Consider the following 23,798-nt stretch of genomic DNA (forward strand, 5'->3'; position numbering starts at 1 on the left):
TCCTTTTTGAACTTGGTCTTATTCTGCCTGATTAAATTGTGATTTATATGAGAGAAATGTGAAATTTAAGTGAATTTGCTTAAGATTTAACTGCCCCCATAAAACTGATTGCACCAAACAACCAAATAAACAAGACAAAACAACGCCCTTGATTAAAATGATTTAAATCAGTGCCATGTAAAATATTATGCCGTGTTGCTGTGACTATAGAACTGGTATCCATTTTATAGGCAGCAAGTTCTGAGAAATACGGGTTTAGCTCATGCGCAATTTTTGCCTTATGCCACAAGCTCTTAATTTCATGACCTTTTAAACCAGGTACAATTTTATAGACATCGACAAATTTACTGTCTTGCTGTTTTAAATAACCATGTTGAAGCAAAATATCAGTGAGCAAACCTTCCAATTGTGCATACAATATTGGCGCACAACCTGCATAAAAACCCAGTTCGTACAATTTAAATGCTTCTTGAATCACATTTTTGCGTAATGCTTTATTGTCACCGATTTCTAAGCGATCGAATACTTGAAAAAATTCAGTTTGAAAATGCTCGGTATTGACCACTTCTAAAAGATTAAAGCTTTTTAAATCTTCAACGCGATGAATATCCTGCCAAAAATACAGTAAATACAATGCATCATTGGCGACCTTCGCATCCAATTCCTGATTTAATTCGTCTGCAAGTACAGCAAAATAAGGCTCCTCCTCTGCCAATTGATGTAAGCATTTCTGTAAATAGCCATGTTCATCTTCTGCAATCTCTTCAAGATAGAACTGTGCTTCTTTTAAGATCTGTTTTCCAAGTTGTTGCTGGCTGCCTTTATTTTGTGGAATACGGGTGACAGGTTGGTCAAAATCAAAATCGTCATCATAAATCATGGTCTTAGCACTTTTCCGAAATCAGGCAAGACTCAATATCATAATGTATTCATAAGACAAAAAAGTGATTTAAAAAACATTTCACCTATTCTGTTGTGCATCTTGCTAGCAATTACGCTAAAATCAATGCCCTTGCATTAACTTTGAGAAAGAGAGTTATATCCGTGCGAAATATTTTAGTCACTAACGCCCTTCCATACGCAAATGGTCCTATTCATATGGGTCATTTACTCGGTTACATCCAAGCAGATATCTGGGTTCGTGCCATGCGTGCAATGGGTCATAACGTGACTTATGTCTGCGCGGATGATGCACATGGAACAGCCATCATGCTGCGTGCAGAAGCGAACGGGATTACACCTGAAGCGCAAATTGCCAATGTGCAAAAAGAACATATCCGTGACTTTGATGGCTTCGGCGTACATTTCGACCATTATGATTCAACCAACAGTGACGAAAATAAAGCACGTTCTTCTGAGATTTATATCAAAAACCGTGAAGCAGGCAATATTGCAATTCGTCCTGTGACACAGTTGTTTGACCCTGAAAAACAAATGTTCTTATCAGACCGTTTCATTAAGGGGACTTGTCCAAAATGTAAAGCAGAAGATCAATACGGCGACTCGTGTGAAGTTTGTGGTACAACATATAACGCAACAGAATTATTAAACCCTCGCTCAACCTTGAGCGGTGCAACGCCTGTAGAAAAATCATCTGATCATTACTTCTTTAAACTGCCAAATTTCTCAGAATATTTGCAAAAATGGACACGTGATGAAAATCGCTTACCTGTGTCCATTGCCAACAAATTAGATGAATGGTTTGAAGCAGGTTTGTCTGATTGGGATATTTCGCGTGATGCGCCATATTTTGGTTTTGAAATTCCTGATGCACCAAACAAATATTTTTATGTTTGGGTCGATGCGCCGATTGGTTATATGTCAAGTTTTGAAAACTACATCAAAACCAAACGTCCTGACTTAAGTTTTGATGATTATTGGAAAAAAGATTCACAAAATGAGGTGTATCACTTCATTGGTAAAGACATCGTTTACTTCCATGCATTGTTCTGGCCTGCAATGCTAGAAGGTGCCAACTACCGCACCCCGACAAGCTTGTTTGTGAATGGCTTCTTGACTGTCAATGGTCAAAAAATGTCAAAATCTCGTGGTACGTTCATCAAAGCGGAAACCTATTTACAGCATTTAAACCCTGAATATTTGCGTTATTACTTCGCATCGCGTTTGTCAGATAAAGTTGAAGATTCTGATTTAAATCTTGATGATTTCGTTCAAAAAGTAAATTCTGACTTGGTTGGTAAAGTGGTAAACATCGCCAGCCGTTGTGCAAAATTCATCAATACTAAGTTTGACAATAAATTATCTGCGACTTGTGCAGAGCCTGAGTTGGTACAAAGTTTTATTGATGCAGGGACATCGATTGCTAAAGCCTATGAAGCACGTGAATTTTCGACTGCAATCCGTGAAATCATGGCACTTGCAGACCGTGCCAATCAATATATTGATGAGAAAAAACCATGGGCACTTGCGAAGATTGAAGGCGAAGAGCAACAAGTTCATGACGTTTGTTCTGTCGGTATTAACTTGTTCCGTCAATTGGCGGTTTACCTTGCACCTGTGTTACCGACACTTGCAGCACAAGTTCAAGACTTCTTAAAACTTGAATCTTTCGACTTTGCTTCAGCTCAAAGCATTTTGGTTGATCATGAAATTGCACAGTTCCAACCGTTAATGCAACGTGTTGACCCGAAAGCGGTTGCGGCCATGGTGGATGCATCTAAAGAATCTTTAGGTGCACCTGCTGAAGCGCCAAAAGCTGAAAAGAAAAAAGAGAAAGCCAAAGAGAAGAAAGCTGAGCCTAAAGTGGGTGAAGCTGAAATTATCGGTATCGACGACTTTATGAAAGTTGACCTACGTGTAGCGGAAGTTTTGGATGCTGCTACGGTTGAAGGTTCTGACAAGTTGCTTCAATTGACTTTAAATGTAGGCGAAGCTGAACCACGTAATGTATTTAGCGGTATTCGTGAGTTCTACCAACCTGAAGATTTAAAAGGTAAATTGGTGGTGATGGTGGCAAACCTTGCACCTCGTAAGATGCGTTTTGGGATTTCTAACGGTATGGTTTTAGCTGCAGGTAATGGCGAAGGTGTTTGGGTGATTTCACCTGAGAGCGGCGCTAAAGCAGGCGATAAAGTGTCTTAAGATTTTAAATCTTAGATAAAAAGCCTCTACTGATGTAGGGGTTTTTTATGAAACATGAAATTTCATTAATTATATTTTAAGTAATATGTACAAATTAAACATGTAAAAAGTTTTCCATAATTTACTTAAAATAAATGTTTTAGCGGTTTTATTACATGTTTACTTCGAGTAGATCACTTAAAATATCAGAGGCTCAAATCACTCTCAAACATCTAAAAATTTTGACTATGCCACTCACTACCAAAATGATCAAAATCCAAAGTTACAATAATTGTCATTTATAAAAGTCAACCAATATGTCTCTAATTTTCAGCATCTCTGAAAATTAAGACATCAATTAATTCTTTTAATTCTATTTGATTGTTAATAATATAACGCACCTTGTACTTGCTTATCAGCAACTGATATTTGTGAAATCGACCTCAGTTTTTCACCCATTTTTAATAAATTTTGTATAAAAATATTCTGTAGAGGCGTTAATTCTACTTTGCACACTTCACATTGATAGCTATAACTCACCGAATTATTCATAAAAATGAGAGAATATCCCTCTCTATTCTTCACAAATAAAAACTCATCTTTCACATATTCGGCACTTTGTGTCACATACAAATAATCATCCCATTCATAATAAGAAATTTTAGATCTATCTAGATTAAAATAACCTTCTAAGCGCTTATCATTAGATACATGAAGCTGAGATAAAATTTCAATTATTCGATGAACTGAAATTATTTTCACCCTAAATTTTTTCTCAGTTAAATACCCATATTCATTTCTAAGCCATTCCCCTTCAACCAGTTCAGCTTTTATTACATGCGCTTTCAATACCTCAGTTGGTCGATCATCTAGACCATTAAGTTCAGCATGAGGTGGAAGCCAAAGCAAATCATAAAGACCATTTTGAGTCTGCTCAGCTTCAGAATCCTGTAAGGTAATCTCATAGCATTCACCTACTTTGGGCAAAAGCTCAGACAATTCAATAATTGATTGCCAGCTTAAGTCCCATTTGGTTCGTGTCCAATTTGCCGATGCAAGTAATTCAATTTTATTCTGATTCATTGCTAGCCTTATGGATGGATTACTTCATCCCAAAAATTAATTTCAAGCCAAGCACCGTCATCACCCCACCTGCAACACGGTCAAACACTTTCTTAAACTTCAAATACACACGACGCGGCTTTTCGGCAGACAAAGCAACTGCAACGAGTGAATACCAACCTGCATCAATAAAGAAGCATAGCATTGGTAAAACTACATAAAAATAACTTGGAATCTCTTTCGGTAAAAGTGCAGTAAAAATACTGGCTAAAACAATCGCAATTTTCGGATTACTCATCTGCGTAATCAAACCTAAACGATACGCTTGTTGATAACTCATTACAGCAGTTACACCATCTGCCTGTTCCATCGGCTCTTTGGCATGTTTAATAATTTTATAAGCTAAATAAAGCAAATACAGACCACCACAGATTTTTAAAGCCAAATATGCAGAGGGCACAGCAAGTAAAATTGCCTGTAAACCCATCACTGCCAACAAGCCAAAAATCGCTGCGCCTGTACCCGTACCTAAAGCAGTAAAAAGACCATGCTTACGTGAAATCGCAATCGAGTTTTTTGCTACATAAATAAATGTAGGACCCGGACTTATTGCACCCAACATCAGTGCTAAGGTAATCGAGCCTAAAACAATCAAAGATTCCACGAAATCTACCTAAATTAAATTTTGAGCTATTTTAACCGATACTAAAAAGAAATAACGAACTTATTTATATTTTCTTCCCTCTATAAATTTTCAAAATCAATCTGAAAAATTAATTTTGGGCAAGCAAACGATAATCTTTGTCATGCACAGGTACCCCCCCGATGATCATAGTACGAGATTGTTCCTGCATTTTCTGAGCTGTCGATTCTTGTGCGCTACAACTGACTAAAATAAAAGTGAATAATAAACTGAATGTGATCGATATTCTTTTCATGACATATCCCCTGTCATTTTCTTATCCATGCAGCATAGCAGCTTTGATTAAAAGTACAGCAAATAAAGATTACTAAATTGTTTTAATTTTATACAAAATGAAATTCGTTAATCCATCACAATTCTATAATTTGCAGCACAAGGATTTTGCACAACTACATTTTGAATTGCCAATTCATGATCCATCGTATAAGTATATTCAAATCTAAAATCACCATTCGTCTCAAAATTTACATTTGATAATGTACTGAATTTTTTAAATTGCGGTACTTTATTATTTAAGACTAAACGTACTCTAAAATCAGGCACGCTATAAAATACCAATGAATGAGGCATATTTTTTAAGCCTGTTTCGTAACTTACCATACAGCTTTGAGCCTCATTGATCGCTTGAAAATCTGTATAGTCTTTCCGTTGGTTCTGTGCATTAATCACCGTTAAAATATGCCCTGAACCCGTTGCACCCAATAAAAAACCCATTAACGTTGGACTAAACTGATACACATTGGCTGTTCTCGACCAATCTTCGATTAAAACTTCACGATGACCTTGAGCATCATATAAAACATAGTCACAGTTATAACCCTCCGTATTGCAAAATTCTCGTTGGATTTTGATTTGACCTGCCTGCCCTAAAACCTGTGCTTGAGGATCTGCTTCATAGGCAATCGGTTTAATTTGATTCTTTGCTAAAACCACATGACTATTCATCAAAATCACCATGACCACAAATGTTTTATAGTGCCACCGCATCGTATATTTTCCTTATTGTGAATGAGCTTAATTATTTAAACACGGCGATGATTTTACAGTGTAATCTTTCCCCCACGTCCGATAGGATTGGGTATCGATATGAAAACGGTTATTGCCATATATGCCAAATCCCATTTTATATCGCTTCCCTTCTTTGCGCCAAAAATCACATAATTTTTTTTGCAATTTTTGACTGTCGGCTTTGTGTGTTTCTTTAGGATTTAAGATATGAAAATCCACTGCAAAATTTTGTAGATGTTTACTTTTTTTAGCACCTTCGACACAGCGATTTAATTCAGGATTTCGATAAGTCGCTGTAATCGTATAGGTTTTAAAATATTCATTTTGATGTAATTTTTCTAATAGTATTAAACTTGATTTGAGATTATTCCAATATTTTTTGGGTGGAATACTAAAGCGTACATGCTCACAACTTTTCGGTACAAAGTTTCGATTGGTCACTAACTCCATCAATGGAGGTGGTGCTTTCATAAAACCAGCAAAAAAGAGCTGATATTGTTTTAAAGCATTTGGGTCTTGCTTTGATTTCCATGCCTGATATTGTGCATTTAATGCTGAGTTTTCTTGTCCTTTTTGACTATTTTGCTGTTCTAGATTGGGCTGTTTTGAACAACTAATCAGTAAAAGCATACTGCTTAGAATAAAACTGCTTCGGATAAAATTTTTTATTCTGATTTTGCTCACAATATGAATACTCTAGTTATTTTAAATCAATAGATTAGCTCAAATATTTTAGATAGTTTTGATATAAAAACATATTTTCATTTACAAAAAAGTACAGAGCCTTTTATTTACAACGGACAAAAATGTCCGTTAAATATAGCTAAACCTTTTGCGTCATCGTCCAATTATGCTTAAACGCCAACAACAAGCCGCTCAAAATCGAGAAATCTTACTTGATGCAGCCCTGACTATTTTTAGAAAACATGGTATTCGTGCGCCACTACAAATGATCATGGATGAAGCAAATGTTGGACGTGCAACCTTTTATCGTAATTTTGCAGACCGTAGAGCATTAGTCATCGCCTTGATGGAACAAGCTTTGCTGCGCTTAGAAGAACGTGCAGCACAATTTGCTGATCGTCCTGATGGTTTTATTTTATTGATTCAAAATCATGTGCATAACTTGCCCTATTTAACGGCTTTAATGGAATATTGGCGAGTCATCGAACGGCAAGACCCTGTCTTAGTCGACCTTTATAAAAAGCGTGATGAGATCTTACAACCTCTCATTGATTGTGCAATCAAACATGGGGTGTGTCGTGCTGATTTAACACCTAAAGATTATGGTTTAGCGACAGCGATATTACGAGCATCTTTTCAAGGCTTAACTGATGATGAACAAATCAAACTGGCTACCCGTGCTGTTGAATTGTTAATCAGCGGTATTAAAGCCTGAGTTAGCATCCCATGGATCGTACACCTCGTTTACTTGAACCAGCACCTGATTGGACGCCTGAAGAACGCCCTACTTTACCGGGTTCTCCAGCTGCAATTGCGCATTCAATGCCAAAAAAGTTTTTATACTTCTTTATTGGTTTATTTGTTGCGCTGATGGGTAGCTTAAGTAATGGTTTTATTACAGCCAATTTACCCTTAATTCAAGGTGAATACTCTCTTACACCAACACAAGCAGCATGGATTCCTGCTGCCTATGTCATGGCAAATATCAGCTCAAACTTGGTTTTATTCAAGGCGAGACAACAATATGGGTTAAGACTTTTTTCAGAAGTTGGACTCGTACTGTTCATCTGTGCCTTAGTGCTACATATTTTTGTACACACCTTTGAAATGGCGGTCTTTGTTCGTGTAATCAGTGGTTTAGTTGCCGCACCCTTAAGTTCATTAGGCATGTATTACATCATGCAAGCCTTTAAACGTGCCAATTTTGGTCGTGGGCTGTATTTAGCCTTAGGGTTTCAACAGTTAGGTATACCGATTGCGTGGATCATTTCCCCGTATATTGTGGATGTCAATGATTGGTCAATTTTTTATACCTTTGAACTAGGCTTGGCACTATGTTGTTTAGCGATGGTAGTGTCACTCAAACTCCCTCGTAGCTTGCGTATTGCTGTCTTTGAAAAACAAGATTTTTTCACTTTTGCCTTGCTTGCACCTGCTTTCGCGCTCATCTGTATTGTGCTCACACAAGGTCCTATCGTGTGGTGGTTTGAAGCAAAATGGTTAGGTTATGTACTGATTCTAGGTTTTACCTTGTTAATGATTGGACTGACCTATGAGCACTTTCGGGTCAATCCCCTGATCATCACACGTTGGCTAGGGACATCCTCTACATTGCGCTTTATTTTAGGTGCATTTGCAATCCGTTTTTTAATGTCTGAGCAAAGCTATGCAGCGGTGAATTTTCTTAAAGCGATGGGTATGGGACCTGATCAATTTGTATCGTTATATATTGTGATCTTGCTTGCGATTGCTTCTGGTACTATTTTCAGCGCTTTGACTTTTAAACGTGAGCGGATTGTGTGGCATCTGCTATTTGCAGTGTCTTTGGTACTGATTGCTTGTGCTTTAGATTATCATCTGACCAGTGATGTCCGTCCTGAAAATTTTTATTTAAGCCAATTTCTCATGGGTTTTGCCAGTGGCTTATTTATTGGACCTTTGTTATTAACAGGTATAGTCAATGCACTGCAAAAAGGTCCTTCGCACATGGTCACTTTTATTGTGTTGTTTTCTGCAACACAAAGTTTTGGTGGCTTAGTGGGCAACTCATTTTTTTCAACATATCAACAATATCGCACTCAAAATTATAAAGTAGAATTGATGAGTGATTTATCTCAAACCGATCCTGTGGTTGCACAACGTTTGGCTTTGTATGAAAAAAATGCCAGTCAATATACGTTAGATCCAAAGTTAGAAGATATTCAAGCACAACGAAATTTAGACCAAATTATTAGCCGTGAAGCACAAGTACGTGCCTATAACGATGTGATTGCTTTAAATGGAATCTTTGCAATTTTATTGCTGATTTGGGGTAGCCTCAATATTGCACGAACGTATTATCAAAATAAAAAACAGCAAGTACTCAATAATAGCAGTTAGCTTTACTTGCCAACTTAGATGGAGCAGATCCAATTTTCAGCAGATTGAATAGATTGAATGAATGAGTATAACCATGAGCCAAGATCAAAAAAGTGAACAAAGCACGACCACAGAAAAAGAGACGACACCGACAGCACCACAAGCTGTGCCATCGAGTAAATTGATTCCCACAGCCAAACGTACGTTATTTTTCATGTTCATTGTCCTGTTAATGGGCATTGCTTTGATCATGTATGCTTGGAAAATTGGTCCATTTCAAAGTGCTATTGAGTCCACCGAAAATAGTTATGTCAAAGGTAAAACCACGGTTTTATCCTCACAAATTAATGGCTATGTTAAAGATGTCCTTGTCACCGATTTTGATCATGTTAAACAAGGTCAAATACTGATGCACATTGACACTACAACCTATGATCAAAAAGTCACACAAGCAAAATCAGGTGTAGATCAAGCACAAAATAATCTATCCAATCAAACCCAAACTATCGAACAACGCAAAGCAGATATTGTGGCAGCACAAGCCAAAGTTGAACAAGCGCGCGCAGCTTATGAACTCTCAATCGCACAACAGCAACGCTATCAACAACTCGGCAATAGTGGTGCCGCTTCAAAGTCTGAACAAGACAAAGCCGCCGCAGATGCAAAAAATAATTTAGCCTTACTTCAACAAGCTCAAGCCAATGTGCTAGTGACACAGCAAGCCCTCAAAACAGCACAAGTTTCTGAAACTGGTTTGGCTGCTCAAGTGACCAATGCCAAAGCACAACTCGACCAAGCCGTGACCACCAAAGACTATAGTGTAATTCGTGCACCCATGGATGGACAATTAGGTGAAGTCAATCCTCGGGTTGGACAATATGTTGCCGCAGGTACACAACTGATGTATCTGATTCCACAACAAAGATGGGTGACTGCAAACTTTAAAGAAACCCAAATTGCCAAAATGAAAATTGGTCAAACTGCAACATTTACTGTTGATGCAATGAATCATCAAAAATTCACAGGAAAAGTTGAAGAAATATCACCTGCCACAGGCTCAGAATTTAGTGTGCTTAAAGCAGATAATACAACAGGTAACTTTACCAAAGTGGTACAACGAATTTCTGTGCGTATCGCGATTGATGCCAATCAAAAAGGTTTAGAGCATTTACGTCCAGGAATGTCAGTGGTCACAAGTGTCGATACAAACTCTTAGCATGGTATGTCAGAATATCTTTTTAAAGCCTAAGGTTTTTAATGGTTACAATAGGCTTAAATTGTTTTGATGATCACTGTACATGTTTGATGATATTGCCCAAGGTATTACAGATCAGCAGATTTTTGTTGATGCACCTATTCAACTGACTATTCGGCGGCTTGATCAGATTCATCCGCAAATTTCAGGCAATAAATTTTTTAAACTGAAATACAACTTTTTAGCAGCCCAACAACAAGGCAAAACCTCACTGATCACTTTTGGTGGTGCATTTTCCAATCATATTGCGGCTACGGCTTATGCTGCAAATCGCTTTGGCTTTCAAAGTATAGGCATCATTCGTGGTGAGGAACTTGCCACTCAGCCACTCAACCATACGCTTGCGACAGCACAAAAATTGGGTATGCAACTTCACTTTGTGTCACGTAAAGACTATCGTTTAAAAGACAGTGCCGCTTATTTAAATGCACTTGAAACCCAATATCCAAACAGTTATATCATTCCTGAAGGTGGAACAAACGCTTTTGCCATCCAAGGTTGTACTGAAATATTATCTGCGAATGACCTAAATACTTACGATGTAATTTGTTGTGCGGTGGGTACAGGCGGCACGATCACAGGTTTAATCGAAGCCAGTACAGCACAACAACAAATTTTAGGATTTTCCGCGTTAAAAGGAGATTTTCTCAGCACCAATGTCGCACAGATGACAGAAAAAAGAAACTGGAAAATTTTAGATCATTATTGCTGTGGTGGGTATGCCAAGACGACCATTGAACTCTTACAATTTATTGAAAATTTTCAAAAAAAATATCAGATTCCACTTGAGCCCATCTATACAGGAAAAATGCTTTTGGGTATTTTTGATTTGATTAGTCAACATTATTTTGCAAAAAACAGCCGAATTTTGGTGATTCATAGCGGCGGTTTACAAGGTAGATCTTTATAAGCTACTGTTTAATTGCAAATCGCCACTTAAAAATCAAATGACCGTAGAATTAGTTTTGCACGAGCTTATTATCATTCAAAGCAATCAAACCTTTGATTAAACGATAAACATCCCAAATAAATACAACCAATAAAATCACAAAACCAACCAAAACAACGGCTAAAAGTGCACCTACGATATAGCCTACCAAACTGATCCAAAAGGTTTTGATTTGATAATTCACATGACTTTCTAGCCATGTACCACGCATATCATCACGTTTAACATAGTTCATAATAATTGCAATAAGCCATGTAAAACCGACCACATAACCTGCAAGATACAAAATATATGTGATTTGATTATATTGTTTTAAAGATGCAATTTCTGCATCTGTCTTTGTTAAATGATTCATGATTTTACCTTATATTTATGTACACTATTTATACTACAAAACATTTTAAGTTTCATTTAAGCTGTCGTACAAAAAAATATTATTTGCAAATTTGTTTTAACTTACGGCTTTTATTTCATCCTGTGATCACTGAAATTTCATGGCATTTTGTCTATAATGCCCTGCTTTCCTATTTTGATTTGAGTGTATTTATGTCTTCCAACGCCTATGATGTTGTTGTCCTTGGTGCAGGTGCTTCGGGCTTAATGCTTGCAGCCAAAGCCGCACAACGAGGTCGCAAAGTTTTAGTCGTGGAAAAAGCCAACAAAATTGGTAAAAAAATCTTAATGTCTGGCGGTGGTAAATGTAACTTTACCAATCTCTATGTCGAGCCTGAAAATTTTATTTCGCATAATCCCCATTTCGTCATTTCAGCACTCACCCGTTATACCAACTGGGATTTTATTGGAATGGTGTGTGAATATGGCATCGAGTATGAAGAACGTAAACACGGGCAACTCTTTACACTCAATGGCGCTAAAGAAATTTTAGCCATGTTACTCAATGAATGTGAAAAAACGGGTTTGGTCGAAATCAAAACCAGCTGTGAAGTCAAAGCAGTCAATGCCATTGATGAACAAAATTTCCAAGTCGCAACCAATATCGGCTACTTCCAAGCACAATCTGTGGTGGTGGCAAGTGGTGGCTTGTCTATTCCAACACTCGGTGGTTCAGACATTGGCTATAAAATTGCTCAACAATTTGGCCATCATATATTTCCCACACGTGCAGGCTTAGTTCCCTTTACTTTTTCAGATCAATTTAAAGAAGTGACCATGCGTTTAAGTGGGAATGCCGTTGAAGCAACCTTATCGAATGAATTAAATAGCTTTACTGAAGCACTGTTATTTACCCATCGTGGACTCAGTGGTCCAAGTTCATTGCAACTGTCTAACTATTGGAATGTCGGACAAAGCTTTAAAATCGATTTTTTACCTTCAGAAGAATTATTCACATTTTTTAAAGCTAAAAAACAAGCACAACCCAAAGTTCTGCTTCGCACCCTGTTGGCTGACTTATTGCCCAAAAGTGTCGTACTTGAACTGCAAAACTTAATTTGGGCAGAATTTGCAGAGATAGCGATTGGACAACTCAGTGATGAAAAACTAGAAAATATTGCCCAGAAACTACATCAGTTTGAAGTTAAACCCTCAGGGACAGAAGGTTATCGTACTGCCGAAGTCACCTTAGGTGGGGTCGACACCACAGAAGTTTCTTCAAAAACCATGGAAAGTAAAAAGCAAAAGGGCTTGTTTTTTATCGGTGAAATCTTAGATGTAACAGGTCATTTAGGTGGCTTTAATTTTCAATGGGCTTGGGCTTCAGCACATGCAGCTTCAGAATATGTGTAATATGGTATAAATAAAGAGCACTCTTTTAGATGTTGACCTTATGAAACTTCATCCCCAAGTGTGAAGTTTCATAAAAGATCTGCTGACAATTACTCCAAATAATCTGTTCTGAATAATATGATCTGTTGATTGTTTGCAACACGTTGCATTGCAATATCCATCAATACATATTCTGTATTTTCGGTTGTGTCAGCTTTACAAATCTGTTGATAAATATGATGTACAAAAGCAATAATTTTCATTTTAATTCCTTTTTAAATTTCATGTTTTATTGAAACTTCACATTAATATAAATCCAATTTATTTAATAAATATGAATACTTTAAATTTATCCAATAAACAGAAAGTTATCTACATTTTGTACAAAATATTTTCTATATATTCACTTAAATATTGTGAATATTCTCACTCTTCTGGTGCTTTTGCTGTTTCATCTGTTTCTTCAGACTGGATGATTTCTGCTGTATGCGTTTTTTTAGGCTTAGCAAAAACAAATTTATAAGCGCTGACTAAAAACCCCACTGTAATTCCTGCAATCACAATAGGAGCAATAAATTTATTCGGCTGTTTTTTTGACACGTTATTTCTCCTCATTTATGTTTCATTTTTCAAATAAAAAGATCGACCAGAACATCCTGATCGATCTTCATCATAAATTACAGGTTAATTCAGGTCATCTTTTAACGGATAATCAGAATTTGAATCTGGTGCAGGCTTTACTTGATCTAAAGTAGATTGATATTCAGATTCAATGGTCGGTGTATCAGTCGTTACTTGATTTTCTACAGGACTTGCTATTGTTGATTTTTGTGCCAAAGGATTCGGTTTATTACCTTCTTTCTTTGCTTTATCAATCAAATCCGTCAATACACGCTCCGCAGGTTGACGACCACCTAAACCAAATGCCAAAGCAAACGCAACTGCCACTGCACCCAAAGTTAAGCCAAATGCTAGATTTACAATCGAGTCAGCAATACCCATTGCACGTAGACCCATTGCAATGACAAGCCCCATGATCAGGATACGAACTAAATTACCTAACCAACGTGAACTGTTGTATTCACCGCGTTGCACCACATTTGCCACAAGGTTTGCCAACCAAAACCCGATTACTAAAATCACAGCACCGAGTAAGATATCCGCACCGAACTGGATAAACATCGAGATCAAGCCACTGACTTGCTCGAAGCCTAGACGGTTGGCTGCTTCTGATACAGCAAACAGCATGGTAAAAAATACAATCAGATAACCAACCACGCATGAAATTTTGGTTTGACCGAGAAAACGCTGTACATCGAGTTTTGCAGGAATCTCATCTACACCTGTCCCTGCAATGATTTCAGCAACCAAACGCCCAACAAAGCGAGAAACAACATATGCCACAATTAAGATCAGACCTGCCGCAATAATATGCGGAATGGCATTCATGATTTCAGCCAACATTGCGGTAGCAGGCTGAGAAATCGCTTGAATGCCTAATGCTTCAAATGCCACGATCAATGACGTAATCATCACAATGGCAAAAACAAATGAACCTAGTAGTTTAGATAAACTCCCATTTTTAAATAAACCAATTTTTTCAGCTTGCGCTTGTAGATTTAAACTATTGCTTAACCCTTCTACAATGCCACGTACAATTTTTGCTAAGATATAACCAACAAAAATAACCACACCAGCGATGAAAATGTTTGGTAAATAAGAAATAGCCTCATTGACCATATTTTGCACAGGAATCAATAAGCCTTGTAGACCTAAAATTGACAGTACAATGGGAAGGAAAAGCAATAAGATTAACCAATAAACAATATCTGCAATATTGTGACTAATTGGATTTACACCGACTTCTGCACTCAGCTTTTCATCGAGCTGAGTACGGTCTAATAAATTTTTTAGCCCGACTTTGACTAAATTGGCAACAATCCAACCCACAAAACCGATCGCAATGGCGGCAAGAAGTTGTGGAATAAACAATAAAAATTGCTGAATCATGTTACTAAATGGACTGCTGATACTGCTCAGATTGAGTACATTTAATGCACCAATCACCGCGATCACCATCACTACCCAAAAAATAACTCTCGAGACAATATTTTCAATATTTGAACGATGACCTGTCGCATTAGACAATTTTTGGTTTGTGCCTAACTTGGTCAATATCTTTTTAATCCCTGCTGCAATAATCAGTGCAATAATCCATCCCACCAATAAAATAACGATTGCAGCAATAATGGGTTGAAATTGCTCCCAATAATACAGGGCATCTAAATGACCACCACGCGCAACTAAAAATTCATTCATTTGTTATCCCCTTTTTTATGTTGAGGTTTTAAGTGGCTTAATTCAATTTCGTTTGATCATTTTTAAAGCACACCCTCACGTTATCTTGTGTTGTTTTTTTATTCAATTTTTAGCAGCATAAATACAACAAATATAAAATTTAAAAACTCTAACGAGCTGAACGCTGTTAGAGTTATTTAGGGTTTTCGATTATGAATTTTCAGCGTTTAAGTATATAAAAATATAATAAACAATAATTTATATAACGAAATGAGCTTACATCCAATCTGCAAGCATATACACAACTAAAGCAACAAGAAATAACCCCACAAGAATCAGCATATACACAGGTAAACGTTTTTTCTGTGTGGTCTCTTCAGTACTTATAACATGTGCTGGTCTAGAAAAGTCATGTTTCATTTCTATACTCCTTCTCCATGTGATGCATTTTTATACTATCAGGTGATCATGTTGCGGTGTGTAAATTAATTTAAATGAAAGTAAAGCGTCTATTTCATGGCAAGATTTTGAATATCAGCTATACTAATGACCCTCTTATTTGGCTATGGACAATATGGCTTATCAACGACAAAGTGTCTGTTTAGACTTAGACACAGATGTCACTCATCAATGCTTTTTGCATACCACACGTGATGAACATTTAATTGGGATCATTGAGTTTACAAAGCAAAGCTATGTTCTCAAATGGGGAGATTTAGAATATTTTCGCCGCCGTACTGAAGAATTATCCGTCATGCCATTTCCTGACTGTATTAATGCCATGATTATTGATATTCGTAATGTTGCACCTTTTTTAGATGCAGAAGTCCCGATTATTCCTTGGCGTTTGGTTGAAGAAGAATGTCCGATTCGCATCGTTGCTCCACAAGAGCGTTTAGAGTTTTATTCTGGTTTTTTTGAACCCACATGGCTCAGTACGGACATGGAGTCTGCCATTTATGAATTACGTGAATTTATGGATATGTTCGTACATTAAACATCAAAAAAGAGCATTTATATCATCTATAAATGCTCTTCATTCTAAAATCTAAGCTTTAGAAATATTCTACCAATAATTTTCTACAGCAATATTACCTTCACCACGTCTATTCATGCTCAAACCACGTGCCTTTAAAGCATCTTTGGTGTCATCCACCATTTGTGGATTTCCACACAACATCACGTGTGTCGTTGTAGGACTAAGGTTTAAACCGACTGCCTTTTCCAATTCACCATTTTCAATCAAAATTGGCAAACGATCATGTAAAGCAGCCTGTGGGTCTCGGGTAATAATCGGCACAAATTTAAAGCCTGTGTGCCCTTCCCCAAAAGTCTCAACGATTTCTTGAATACGGTCTACATAAGCCAGTTCAGCCGCTGAACGTACACTATAAACAAGCGTAATAAATTGATATTTCTGCCAAGTTTCAAAGTCTTGTAGCATGGAAATAAAAGGCGCTAAACCCGTTCCTGTCGCCAACAACCATAAATCATGCGGCAAAGGTAATTGATAGCGAGTTAAAGTTAAAAAACCATAGGGCACTTTTTCCAAATACAATTCATCTCCCACTCGTAGATGTTGTAAATTAGAAGTAAATGCACCATCTGGCACAACGATCGAAAAAAACTCTAAGGTTTCCTCGAACGGAGAAGAAACAACAGAATAGGCGCGCACCACCAAATCATCTGCAACTTTTAACCCAATACGTGCAAATTGCCCTGCGGTGAATTTAAAGTGTGCGGGTCGTGTCATGGTGAAGCTAAATAAAGTATTGGTCCAACGGTGTACAGATAAAACCTTTTCTACACTAAATTTTTCAATTGACATGATTTCAACGTGGCATGAATGACTATGCTCATGGTAGCATGTCAGGATAATTTATCGTATTTATTTCAATTGACTTCTTTCATCAAATCCAGTTTTTTGTTCATAAATCACCAATTAAATGGATTTTTAAAGCTTATGAAAAAACGTCTCAGCTTAAGGCTATTCACATGCGCATGACTTTACGTCAACTGGCTGTTTTCGTAGCAGTCGCTCAAGAAGGTACAGTAACCAAAGCCAGTGATGCTGTGCGCCTGACACAAAGTGCTGCCAGTATGGCTTTGGCAGATCTTGAAGATGGGTTGGGTGCACCTTTATTTGACCGCTTAGGAAAAAGACTACAACTCAATGATTTAGGTCGTTTTTTACTTCCACAAGCTTTAGAAATTTTAGGTCGTTGTGAATCTTTTGAACAAGCGGCCAAAGGTGAATTACAAAGTATCGACTTACGTATTGGTGCAACACTCACGATCAGTGATTACTTAATGCCTGATCTAATGGCCGATTTTTTACAAATCCGCCCACAAGCACATTTACAGTTACAAGTCGGTAATACCCGTCAAATGATTGAGGCAGTCAATCAATTTCAATTAGATTTAGCACTCATTGAAGGGTCATGTCATTTACCACAGTTACAATGCATTCCTTGGCGTGATGATGAACTCGCTGTGTGCTGCTCGTCCAACCATCCTTTGGCAAAATTAAATCGTCCATTGACCCCTGAGGATTTTTATACTGTCCAATGGATTTTACGTGAAGAAGGTTCAGGAACACGTGAAGTCTTCGATAATGCGATTTTACAAGATATTCCTGATGCCAATATACGTTTAACACTTGGACACAATGAAGCTATTCTAAAAATTGTCGCAGGTGGTTTAGGAGTATCGTGTATTTCTAAATTAGCCATTGAGCCTTTATTAGAAAAACAACAATTGGTTATTTTAAAAACACCTTTTTGGACACTGACTCGCCCGCTATATATGCTGGTACATCGCCAAAAATATCAAGGTCCAGGTTTACGTTCATTCTTGCAGTTCTGTGAAGATCAAGTCGAAATCCATACACATTAACCTCATCATGGTATAGATTAAAATGATCAATGCTGCCGATTATCTTAAGGCAGCATTTTTTTGTGCAGCATTTTTCTTTTCTTGCTCTAATTTATATAAATTCAGCTTAGCCTCTTGCGCTTGTTGGTGCTTTTGATATTTTTGATATGCCAAATAACTCACGGTTGCACCAAGCACTATGATAATCACAGCGATCAAATAAAGTGGATTGACATAAATTTTACGTTGTTTTTTTTCTTTGATGGGCTGCCATTTGCCATATAAAATTTGGGTTTTTAGATTTAGATATACCGAGTTTTCTTTAAAACTTGATATTTCCTTCAGTACTTGCTCCTTCGCTACTCTTGTCTCTATATTATTTTGCTTTACATCACTTTTAGTCACTGCTGCCTTATCTAAATCGACTGTTTTTAAGATTTCAGATGACTCTGTTTTGCTCACAGCACAGGATGTAACATTTTCATGTTCCACTTTAGACTGTTCAGGCACAGCATTGTAATCTGTTAATTTTTCCACTTGATCTGAAGAGACTTCTAGACTTGCTTGTTCTTGTATAATTTCAGGCTGCTTCGAGACATCAATCGGATGCTCAGACGGCATCATGATACTTTTTTGTACTTCGTCACCTGTCTTTAACTCAGTAAAAGGCTCATCCGTAATTTGTATGACTTTTTCAGCGAGATCTACATTTTCAATAATTTGAAAAGATAACTCTTCTTGCTTAACAGATGAAGTACACTCTATATCATCGTTGATATTATGCTGTGGTGGATGATGCTCAAATATAGGCATATCTTGTTTTTTTACAACAGAATGATCTAAATCAATTTCTAAATTTGATGAAGCTTGAGAAGCATCAATTTCATGGATCACTATACTTTGAACTGGTTCTAATACTTTAGCCTCAACCTCCAGGACAGCATCCTTGGAATTAACCTCTTGTATAATGCTATCTTGTGCTAAAGACGGTATATCAACTTGAATTTGATCATCTTTCAAAAAAGCGTGGGTTAAGGGCTGTAACTCTACATCGAGCAATGCTGTACTCGAAAGTGCTGTATCGGGTAATGGAGCTTGCTCTAAATCACTTGATGCTATTGCTATTGAGGAATCTCTATCTATCTTAGATCCATGACGATGATCTAAAGTTTTATCAATCTGTGCCTGTGGATGTGAGGAGCTTTCACGTTCTACATCATCTGCTGGAACTGATGATAAATATTCATTCAGTTGCAATTTTGCTTGTGGTGTCAGCTGTCGAATCACTTCCGCAATATTGTTTTGTGCTTCAACTGCTTCAACTGCTTTAACTACTTCAACTGCTTCAACTGCTTCAACTGCTTCAACTGCTTCAACTGCTTCAACTGCTTCAACTGCTTCAACTGCTTCAACTGCTTCAACTGCTTCAACTGCTTCAACTGCTTCAACTGCTTCAACTGCTTCAACTGCTTCAACTGCTTCAACTGCTTCAACTGCCTCAACTGCTTCAACTGTTGTACGACTTTCATTTAACAAACGCAATTTAGCAAGCGTAGATTTACGACTCATACGCTTAGACTGAACATGCTGTTCTTCTATCAATTGTGAAGTATAAGAGGTTTTTGTATGTTGTACTTTTTGAGTCGCATTTTTAATATCTAAACGTACAATACAATTGGCGCTCAATTGATCAGCACTTTCTAAAACCGCACATTTAATTCGTTCATTTAACTGAGGCGGAATGTCTGAATTTGGGAAATCAGACAAATGAAAATGAATGATGCGTTGATCTTGAACGAGTTCAATAAAACCCTTCTGTTCTTCAACATCATATTGAACCACGATCCCCTTATAGAACATAAATCAATTCTCTAATTTTTATAATAATTTCCGACAAAAAAGGAAGCTATAAAGCTTCCTTTTTATATTACTAAATTTTAGTCTTTTTGCACACTACCAAAAATTTTATCGCCTGCATCACCTAGACCAGGAACAATATAACCATTTTCATTTAGACCTTTATCAATTGAAGCTGTAAAAATAGTCACATCAGGATGTGCTTCAGTAACTCGTTTGATTCCTTCAGGTGCAGCAACAAGTACCATGACGCGAATATCTTTACAACCACTGGCTTTAAGCACATCAATTGCAGCGACTAAAGATGATCCCGTTGCAAGCATTGGATCAATAATCATCGCCAAACGATTTTGTACATCAGGCACTAGTTTTTTATAGTAAGTGCGTGCTTCCAAAGTTTCTTCATCACGCTCTAAACCGAGTACAGAGACTTTTGCACTTGGAATTAGATTAAGAAAACCATCTAACATGCCAATCCCTGCACGTAAAATAGGGACAACTGTAATTTTTTTACCTGCAATACGATCTACAGTCACTTTACCATTCCAACCATCAATTTCATGATCACATACAGGTAAATCTTTAGTTGCTTCATAAGTAAGCAGCATTGTGACTTCTTGCGCTAATTCACGGAAATTCTTAGTACTAATATCTGCACGACGTAATAAACCTAATTTATGACGAATAAGTGGATGGCGAATTTCTTGAATAGACACGGGAGTACACCTAAAAGGATAAAAGTAAATATTCACTATTATAAATGTTTTTTATATAAGATATAAGAAAAGCCCCCAATGTTTGAGGGCTTTTTTTGTTAAAACAAATCGTATTGATAGATTATTGCTGTTGGCTTAGCATCATATGAATAGGTGATAAAATTTCAGATTTAAGCGCTAAGTCAATCAATGGGTCTGGATAAACACCAATGATCAACACTAAAGCAGCAGCACCTAAAACCATAAGACCACCGACTTTTTGTCCCCAATGATCAACAGCATCAATACGAGGATTTTCAGGTGGGGTCATATACATCACAACCATCACACGTAAATAGTAATATAAACCAATACCACTACCCACAATAATCATTGCAGCTAAGAACCAGTTTTGAGCTGTCACAGCAGACATCACCACAAGGAACTTACCAATGAAGCCCGCAGTTAATGGAATACCTGCAAGAGATAACATCATCACAGTTAAAGTTGCAGTCAATACTGGACGGCGCCAGAATAAACCACGATAGTCTGCAAGTGATTCAGCTTCATCAACATTGTTATATGGGCTTGACATCAAAGCAACTGCACCAAAAGCACCAATCGTTGTTAATGTATAAGTCGCAATATAAACCGTTACACTGCCTAAGCTTGCATAGGTTGTGCTGACTAAAGCAATCAATAAATAACCAAAATGTGCAATCGAAGAATAACCTAAAATACGTTTTAAGTTCACTTGACGTACAGCAAGGAAGTTACCGACCAAGATTGAAAGTACTGCAATTACAGTAATGATTGTCACAATTGAAGGGACTAAAATTGCACCCGAAGTCAAAATGTAACGTACCAATAAACCAATCGTTGCAACTTTTGCCACAGTCGCCAAGAATGTTGCGATTGGCGCAGGTGCACCTTGATAAACATCAGGTGTCCATTTGTGAAATGGTGCAAGAGAAAGCTTAAAGCCAATTGCAAAGATAATGAGACCTAGACCTAAGATCACCATTGGTTGTTGAATGACTTGGAACAATGCAGGTACAGCATCATAGAATGCTAAAGAACCTGTATATGCATAGATATATGCCATACCCATCAACAACATTGCAGACGCAGTTGCAGAAAGAACTAAATATTTAATTCCCGCTTCTAACGATTTTGAACGTTGATGTGTATAAGCCACCAAACCATACATCGGAATCGACATTAACTCTAAGCTAATAAAGAACGATGCAAAGTGCGAACTTGCTACCATTAACATCGCCCCTGCAACAGAGATCAACATCAAGATATAAAGTTCTTCACGATGGTCTTTATAGGTTTCAATGTATGCATGTGACAAAGTACAACATGCTAACGCAGCAACAATCGCAAGCAATTGATAGAACAATGTAAATGGGTCAACCATAAACATGCCCATCACATTTGATGGTGCGAACGCACCACCAAACATCATGATTATCAAATCAAGCGCCGCAAGGTTTAAACCAACCACTGAAGCTGTTGCAATCAAATTATGATTACGTTTGATTGCCGTTAAGATCATCACCACGACTGCAGTCAAAGCTACAATCATGACAGGTGCCAAAGGCATGAGATCCGAAAATGACATTGTAAAATTCATGACTATTGGATCCCCGCATTTTGTTGAGAAACAACTTGCTGCGTTGCTTCAACGGCTTCTTGAACAGGAATATAGCTATTTGCAATCCACGCCATGCTTGAGTTTGAAACATCTAAGAATGTTTGTGGATGCATACCTAACCATACCAAACCGATTACACAGATCATCAAAAGACCGATTTCACGTGCGCCAAGATCTTTTAACGGAGCTGTATAATGCTGTTTTTGTGCTTCATTTGGCGTACCAAATAATGCTTTGTGGATCAGGATTAAACCATAAAGACCCGCAAATACTAAACTGATCGCTGCAATGATGGTAAACATTGGGAATTTACCAAATGAACCCATCAAAATCAGGAACTCACCAATAAAGTTACCTAAACCAGGAATACCGACCAATGCAGCAATAAAGAACATTAAGAAGAATGGTAAATATTGGAATTGACCACGAATACCACCCATCAAACGTAAATCACGTGTATGTAAACGCTCATACACTTGACCACACATAATGAACAATGCAGCAGAAGATAAACCATGCGCCAACATCATGATCATCAAACCTTGGAAGGTCAAAATATTACCTGCATAAAGTGCAAGTAACACGAAGCCCATGTGCGAAATAGATGTGTACGCAAGTAAGCGTTTCATATCTGTTTGTTGGAATGCACACCAAGCACCGTAGAAGATACCAATTAAACCAAAGATGATTGCAATATCTGCAAATTGTGCCGATGCTGCAGGGAAGAACGGAATGACGAAACGTAATAAACCGTAAGCCGCAGTTTTAATCAAGATACCCGCTAAGTCGACAGAACCTGCTGTAGGTGCTTGCGCGTGGGCATCGGGTAACCAACCATGTAATGGAAAAACAGGAAGTTTTACCGCAAAACCGATGAACATACAGATCATCAATGCATAAGCAATATGTGGTGCTTGAGCATCTAATGTACGTGCAACAGCCATTAAGTAATAATAGTTGAAGCTGATATTGCCAGACATCATGTAGCCATAGATCACTAGACCTAGGATACCCACAAGCATGATCAGACCTGCAACTTGTGTATAAATGAAGAACTTGGTTGCAGCATATACGCGTGATTTACCATCCGCGCCTTTATGCCCCCAGAGTGCAATCAAGAAATAGATTGGTACAAGCATCATCTCCCAGAAGAAGAAGAACAAGAACAAATCAATTGCAAGGAATACACCAATCACCCCACCTAAAGACCATAAAAGGTTTAAGTGGAAGAAACCAACATTCTTTTGAATTTCACCCCATGAACAACCGACTGCAAGTACACCGAGTAATGCAGTTAAGCCGACCATCAAAAGTGAAAGACCATCTATCGCTAAATGGATATTAATCCCTAAAGATTTAATCCATTCAACTTGAAATTGTGCAGCCCAAGCTGGGACTTGTTGTCCCAACTCATAGGTAAAACCACCTTGACTCCAAAGCACACCTGTTAAGCCCAAAGTAATGAGCATCCCCACGAGTGCAATATAGCGAGGCAAATGTTCATCGAGCTTATCGACTAACCAGCAAATAAAACCTGCAATGAAAGGTACAAGAATTAATGCGGGTAAAATCCAGTTATTTGCTTCCAT

Annotated in this window: 23 protein-coding genes and 1 pseudogene; 8 read left to right on the top strand and 16 right to left on the bottom strand. The window is 37.5% G+C overall.

What is annotated here, in order from left to right; translation table 11 throughout:
* Positions 1–79: 79 nt before the first annotated feature.
* On the bottom strand, positions 80–880 hold the full coding sequence (locus tag HUV91_RS08765) for a hypothetical protein (protein ID WP_174493146.1): 801 nt from the start codon (positions 878–880) through the stop codon (positions 80–82).
* Between the two features lie 164 nt (positions 881–1,044).
* Between HUV91_RS08765 and metG the strand changes: the two genes are divergently transcribed.
* Complete coding sequence (gene metG, locus HUV91_RS08770; RefSeq protein ID WP_174493147.1) at positions 1,045–3,102, top strand: methionine--tRNA ligase; 2,058 nt, start codon at positions 1,045–1,047, stop codon at positions 3,100–3,102.
* A 363-nt stretch (positions 3,103–3,465) separates the two neighbouring features.
* Here metG and HUV91_RS08775 read toward each other — a convergent pair whose 3' ends face one another.
* From HUV91_RS08775 to HUV91_RS08795, 5 genes are all read right to left on the bottom strand, one after another.
* Positions 3,466–4,164: a hypothetical protein gene (locus HUV91_RS08775; RefSeq protein ID WP_174493148.1), complete on the bottom strand. Its 699-nt coding sequence runs from the start codon at positions 4,162–4,164 to the stop codon at positions 3,466–3,468.
* Positions 4,165–4,183: 19 nt separating this feature from the next.
* Positions 4,184–4,765: a LysE family translocator gene (locus HUV91_RS08780; RefSeq protein WP_174493617.1), complete on the bottom strand. Its 582-nt coding sequence runs from the start codon at positions 4,763–4,765 to the stop codon at positions 4,184–4,186.
* A gap of 151 nt (positions 4,766–4,916) precedes the next feature.
* Complete coding sequence (locus HUV91_RS08785) at positions 4,917–5,081, bottom strand: NF038215 family lipoprotein (RefSeq protein ID WP_174493149.1); 165 nt, start codon at positions 5,079–5,081, stop codon at positions 4,917–4,919.
* A 107-nt stretch (positions 5,082–5,188) separates the two neighbouring features.
* On the bottom strand, positions 5,189–5,833 hold the full coding sequence (locus HUV91_RS08790; RefSeq protein WP_174493150.1) for a hypothetical protein: 645 nt from the start codon (positions 5,831–5,833) through the stop codon (positions 5,189–5,191).
* A gap of 27 nt (positions 5,834–5,860) precedes the next feature.
* Entirely contained in the window at positions 5,861–6,484 is a 624-nt protein-coding gene (locus tag HUV91_RS08795) for a D-Ala-D-Ala carboxypeptidase family metallohydrolase (protein WP_174493151.1), read from the bottom strand.
* A 220-nt stretch (positions 6,485–6,704) separates the two neighbouring features.
* On the opposite strand from HUV91_RS08795, the gene HUV91_RS08800 reads away from it, so the two are divergent.
* The 4 genes from HUV91_RS08800 (at position 6,705) to HUV91_RS08815 (ending at position 11,061) form a co-directional block, all read left to right on the top strand.
* A complete protein-coding gene (locus HUV91_RS08800) occupies positions 6,705–7,253 on the top strand; it encodes a TetR/AcrR family transcriptional regulator (protein ID WP_130074051.1) in 549 nt (182 codons plus the stop codon).
* An 11-nt stretch (positions 7,254–7,264) separates the two neighbouring features.
* The gene (locus HUV91_RS08805; RefSeq protein WP_174493152.1) at positions 7,265–8,917 is read left to right on the top strand and encodes an MFS transporter; all 1,653 of its coding nucleotides are present in this window, start codon (positions 7,265–7,267) and stop codon (positions 8,915–8,917) included.
* 73 nt (positions 8,918–8,990) lie between these two features.
* Positions 8,991–10,112 (top strand): HlyD family secretion protein, encoded by a 1,122-nt coding sequence (locus HUV91_RS08810; protein ID WP_174493153.1) that lies wholly within the window; start codon positions 8,991–8,993, stop codon positions 10,110–10,112.
* A gap of 82 nt (positions 10,113–10,194) precedes the next feature.
* Positions 10,195–11,061, top strand: coding sequence for a 1-aminocyclopropane-1-carboxylate deaminase/D-cysteine desulfhydrase (locus tag HUV91_RS08815; protein ID WP_174493154.1), 867 nt, complete (start codon positions 10,195–10,197; stop codon positions 11,059–11,061).
* 49 nt (positions 11,062–11,110) lie between these two features.
* Here the strand turns inward: HUV91_RS08815 and HUV91_RS08820 are convergent, their stop codons facing one another.
* The gene (locus HUV91_RS08820; protein WP_130073915.1) at positions 11,111–11,455 is read right to left on the bottom strand and encodes a DUF4870 family protein; all 345 of its coding nucleotides are present in this window, start codon (positions 11,453–11,455) and stop codon (positions 11,111–11,113) included.
* A gap of 191 nt (positions 11,456–11,646) precedes the next feature.
* On the opposite strand from HUV91_RS08820, the gene HUV91_RS08825 reads away from it, so the two are divergent.
* Entirely contained in the window at positions 11,647–12,846 is a 1,200-nt protein-coding gene (locus tag HUV91_RS08825; protein ID WP_174493155.1) for an NAD(P)/FAD-dependent oxidoreductase, read from the top strand.
* Between the two features lie 89 nt (positions 12,847–12,935).
* Here HUV91_RS08825 and HUV91_RS08830 read toward each other — a convergent pair whose 3' ends face one another.
* The 4 genes and pseudogenes from HUV91_RS08830 to HUV91_RS08845 all read right to left on the bottom strand — a co-directional run.
* Positions 12,936–13,088, bottom strand: a complete 153-nt coding sequence (locus tag HUV91_RS08830) for a hypothetical protein (RefSeq protein ID WP_174493156.1) — start codon at positions 13,086–13,088, stop codon at positions 12,936–12,938.
* Between the two features lie 163 nt (positions 13,089–13,251).
* Positions 13,252–13,440, bottom strand: a complete 189-nt coding sequence (locus HUV91_RS08835; RefSeq protein ID WP_165353064.1) for a hypothetical protein — start codon at positions 13,438–13,440, stop codon at positions 13,252–13,254.
* 69 nt (positions 13,441–13,509) lie between these two features.
* Complete coding sequence (locus tag HUV91_RS08840; RefSeq protein ID WP_174493157.1) at positions 13,510–15,144, bottom strand: mechanosensitive ion channel; 1,635 nt, start codon at positions 15,142–15,144, stop codon at positions 13,510–13,512.
* Positions 15,145–15,408: 264 nt separating this feature from the next.
* Positions 15,409–15,543: pseudogene (locus tag HUV91_RS08845) on the bottom strand (hypothetical protein); the annotation flags it as partial.
* Positions 15,544–15,697: 154 nt separating this feature from the next.
* On the opposite strand from HUV91_RS08845, the gene HUV91_RS08850 reads away from it, so the two are divergent.
* The gene (locus HUV91_RS08850) at positions 15,698–16,120 is read left to right on the top strand and encodes a hypothetical protein (protein ID WP_174493158.1); all 423 of its coding nucleotides are present in this window, start codon (positions 15,698–15,700) and stop codon (positions 16,118–16,120) included.
* A 69-nt stretch (positions 16,121–16,189) separates the two neighbouring features.
* On the opposite strand, the gene HUV91_RS08855 is transcribed toward HUV91_RS08850, so the two are convergent.
* Positions 16,190–16,951 (bottom strand): ferredoxin--NADP reductase, encoded by a 762-nt coding sequence (locus HUV91_RS08855; protein ID WP_174493159.1) that lies wholly within the window; start codon positions 16,949–16,951, stop codon positions 16,190–16,192.
* A gap of 167 nt (positions 16,952–17,118) precedes the next feature.
* On the opposite strand from HUV91_RS08855, the gene gigC reads away from it, so the two are divergent.
* Positions 17,119–18,018 carry a LysR family transcriptional regulator GigC gene (gene gigC / locus HUV91_RS08860; protein WP_130073920.1) on the top strand — a complete coding sequence of 300 codons (900 nt, stop codon included), beginning with the start codon at positions 17,119–17,121 and terminating at the stop codon, positions 18,016–18,018.
* Between the two features lie 39 nt (positions 18,019–18,057).
* Here gigC and HUV91_RS08865 read toward each other — a convergent pair whose 3' ends face one another.
* The 4 genes from HUV91_RS08865 to nuoM form a co-directional block, all read right to left on the bottom strand.
* Entirely contained in the window at positions 18,058–19,857 is a 1,800-nt protein-coding gene (locus tag HUV91_RS08865) for a hypothetical protein (RefSeq protein WP_174493160.1), read from the bottom strand.
* Positions 19,858–19,934: 77 nt separating this feature from the next.
* Complete coding sequence (gene upp / locus HUV91_RS08870) at positions 19,935–20,570, bottom strand: uracil phosphoribosyltransferase (protein WP_130073921.1); 636 nt, start codon at positions 20,568–20,570, stop codon at positions 19,935–19,937.
* Between the two features lie 121 nt (positions 20,571–20,691).
* Entirely contained in the window at positions 20,692–22,188 is a 1,497-nt protein-coding gene (gene nuoN, locus HUV91_RS08875) for an NADH-quinone oxidoreductase subunit NuoN (RefSeq protein WP_130073922.1), read from the bottom strand.
* Positions 22,189–22,190: 2 nt separating this feature from the next.
* Positions 22,191–23,798 (bottom strand): NADH-quinone oxidoreductase subunit M, encoded by a 1,608-nt coding sequence (gene nuoM, locus HUV91_RS08880; RefSeq protein ID WP_174493161.1) that lies wholly within the window; start codon positions 23,796–23,798, stop codon positions 22,191–22,193.

The organism is Acinetobacter sp. Marseille-Q1623 (assembly GCF_902809895.1).
GTDB classification, from domain to species: Bacteria; Pseudomonadota; Gammaproteobacteria; order Pseudomonadales; family Moraxellaceae; genus Acinetobacter; species Acinetobacter piscicola_A.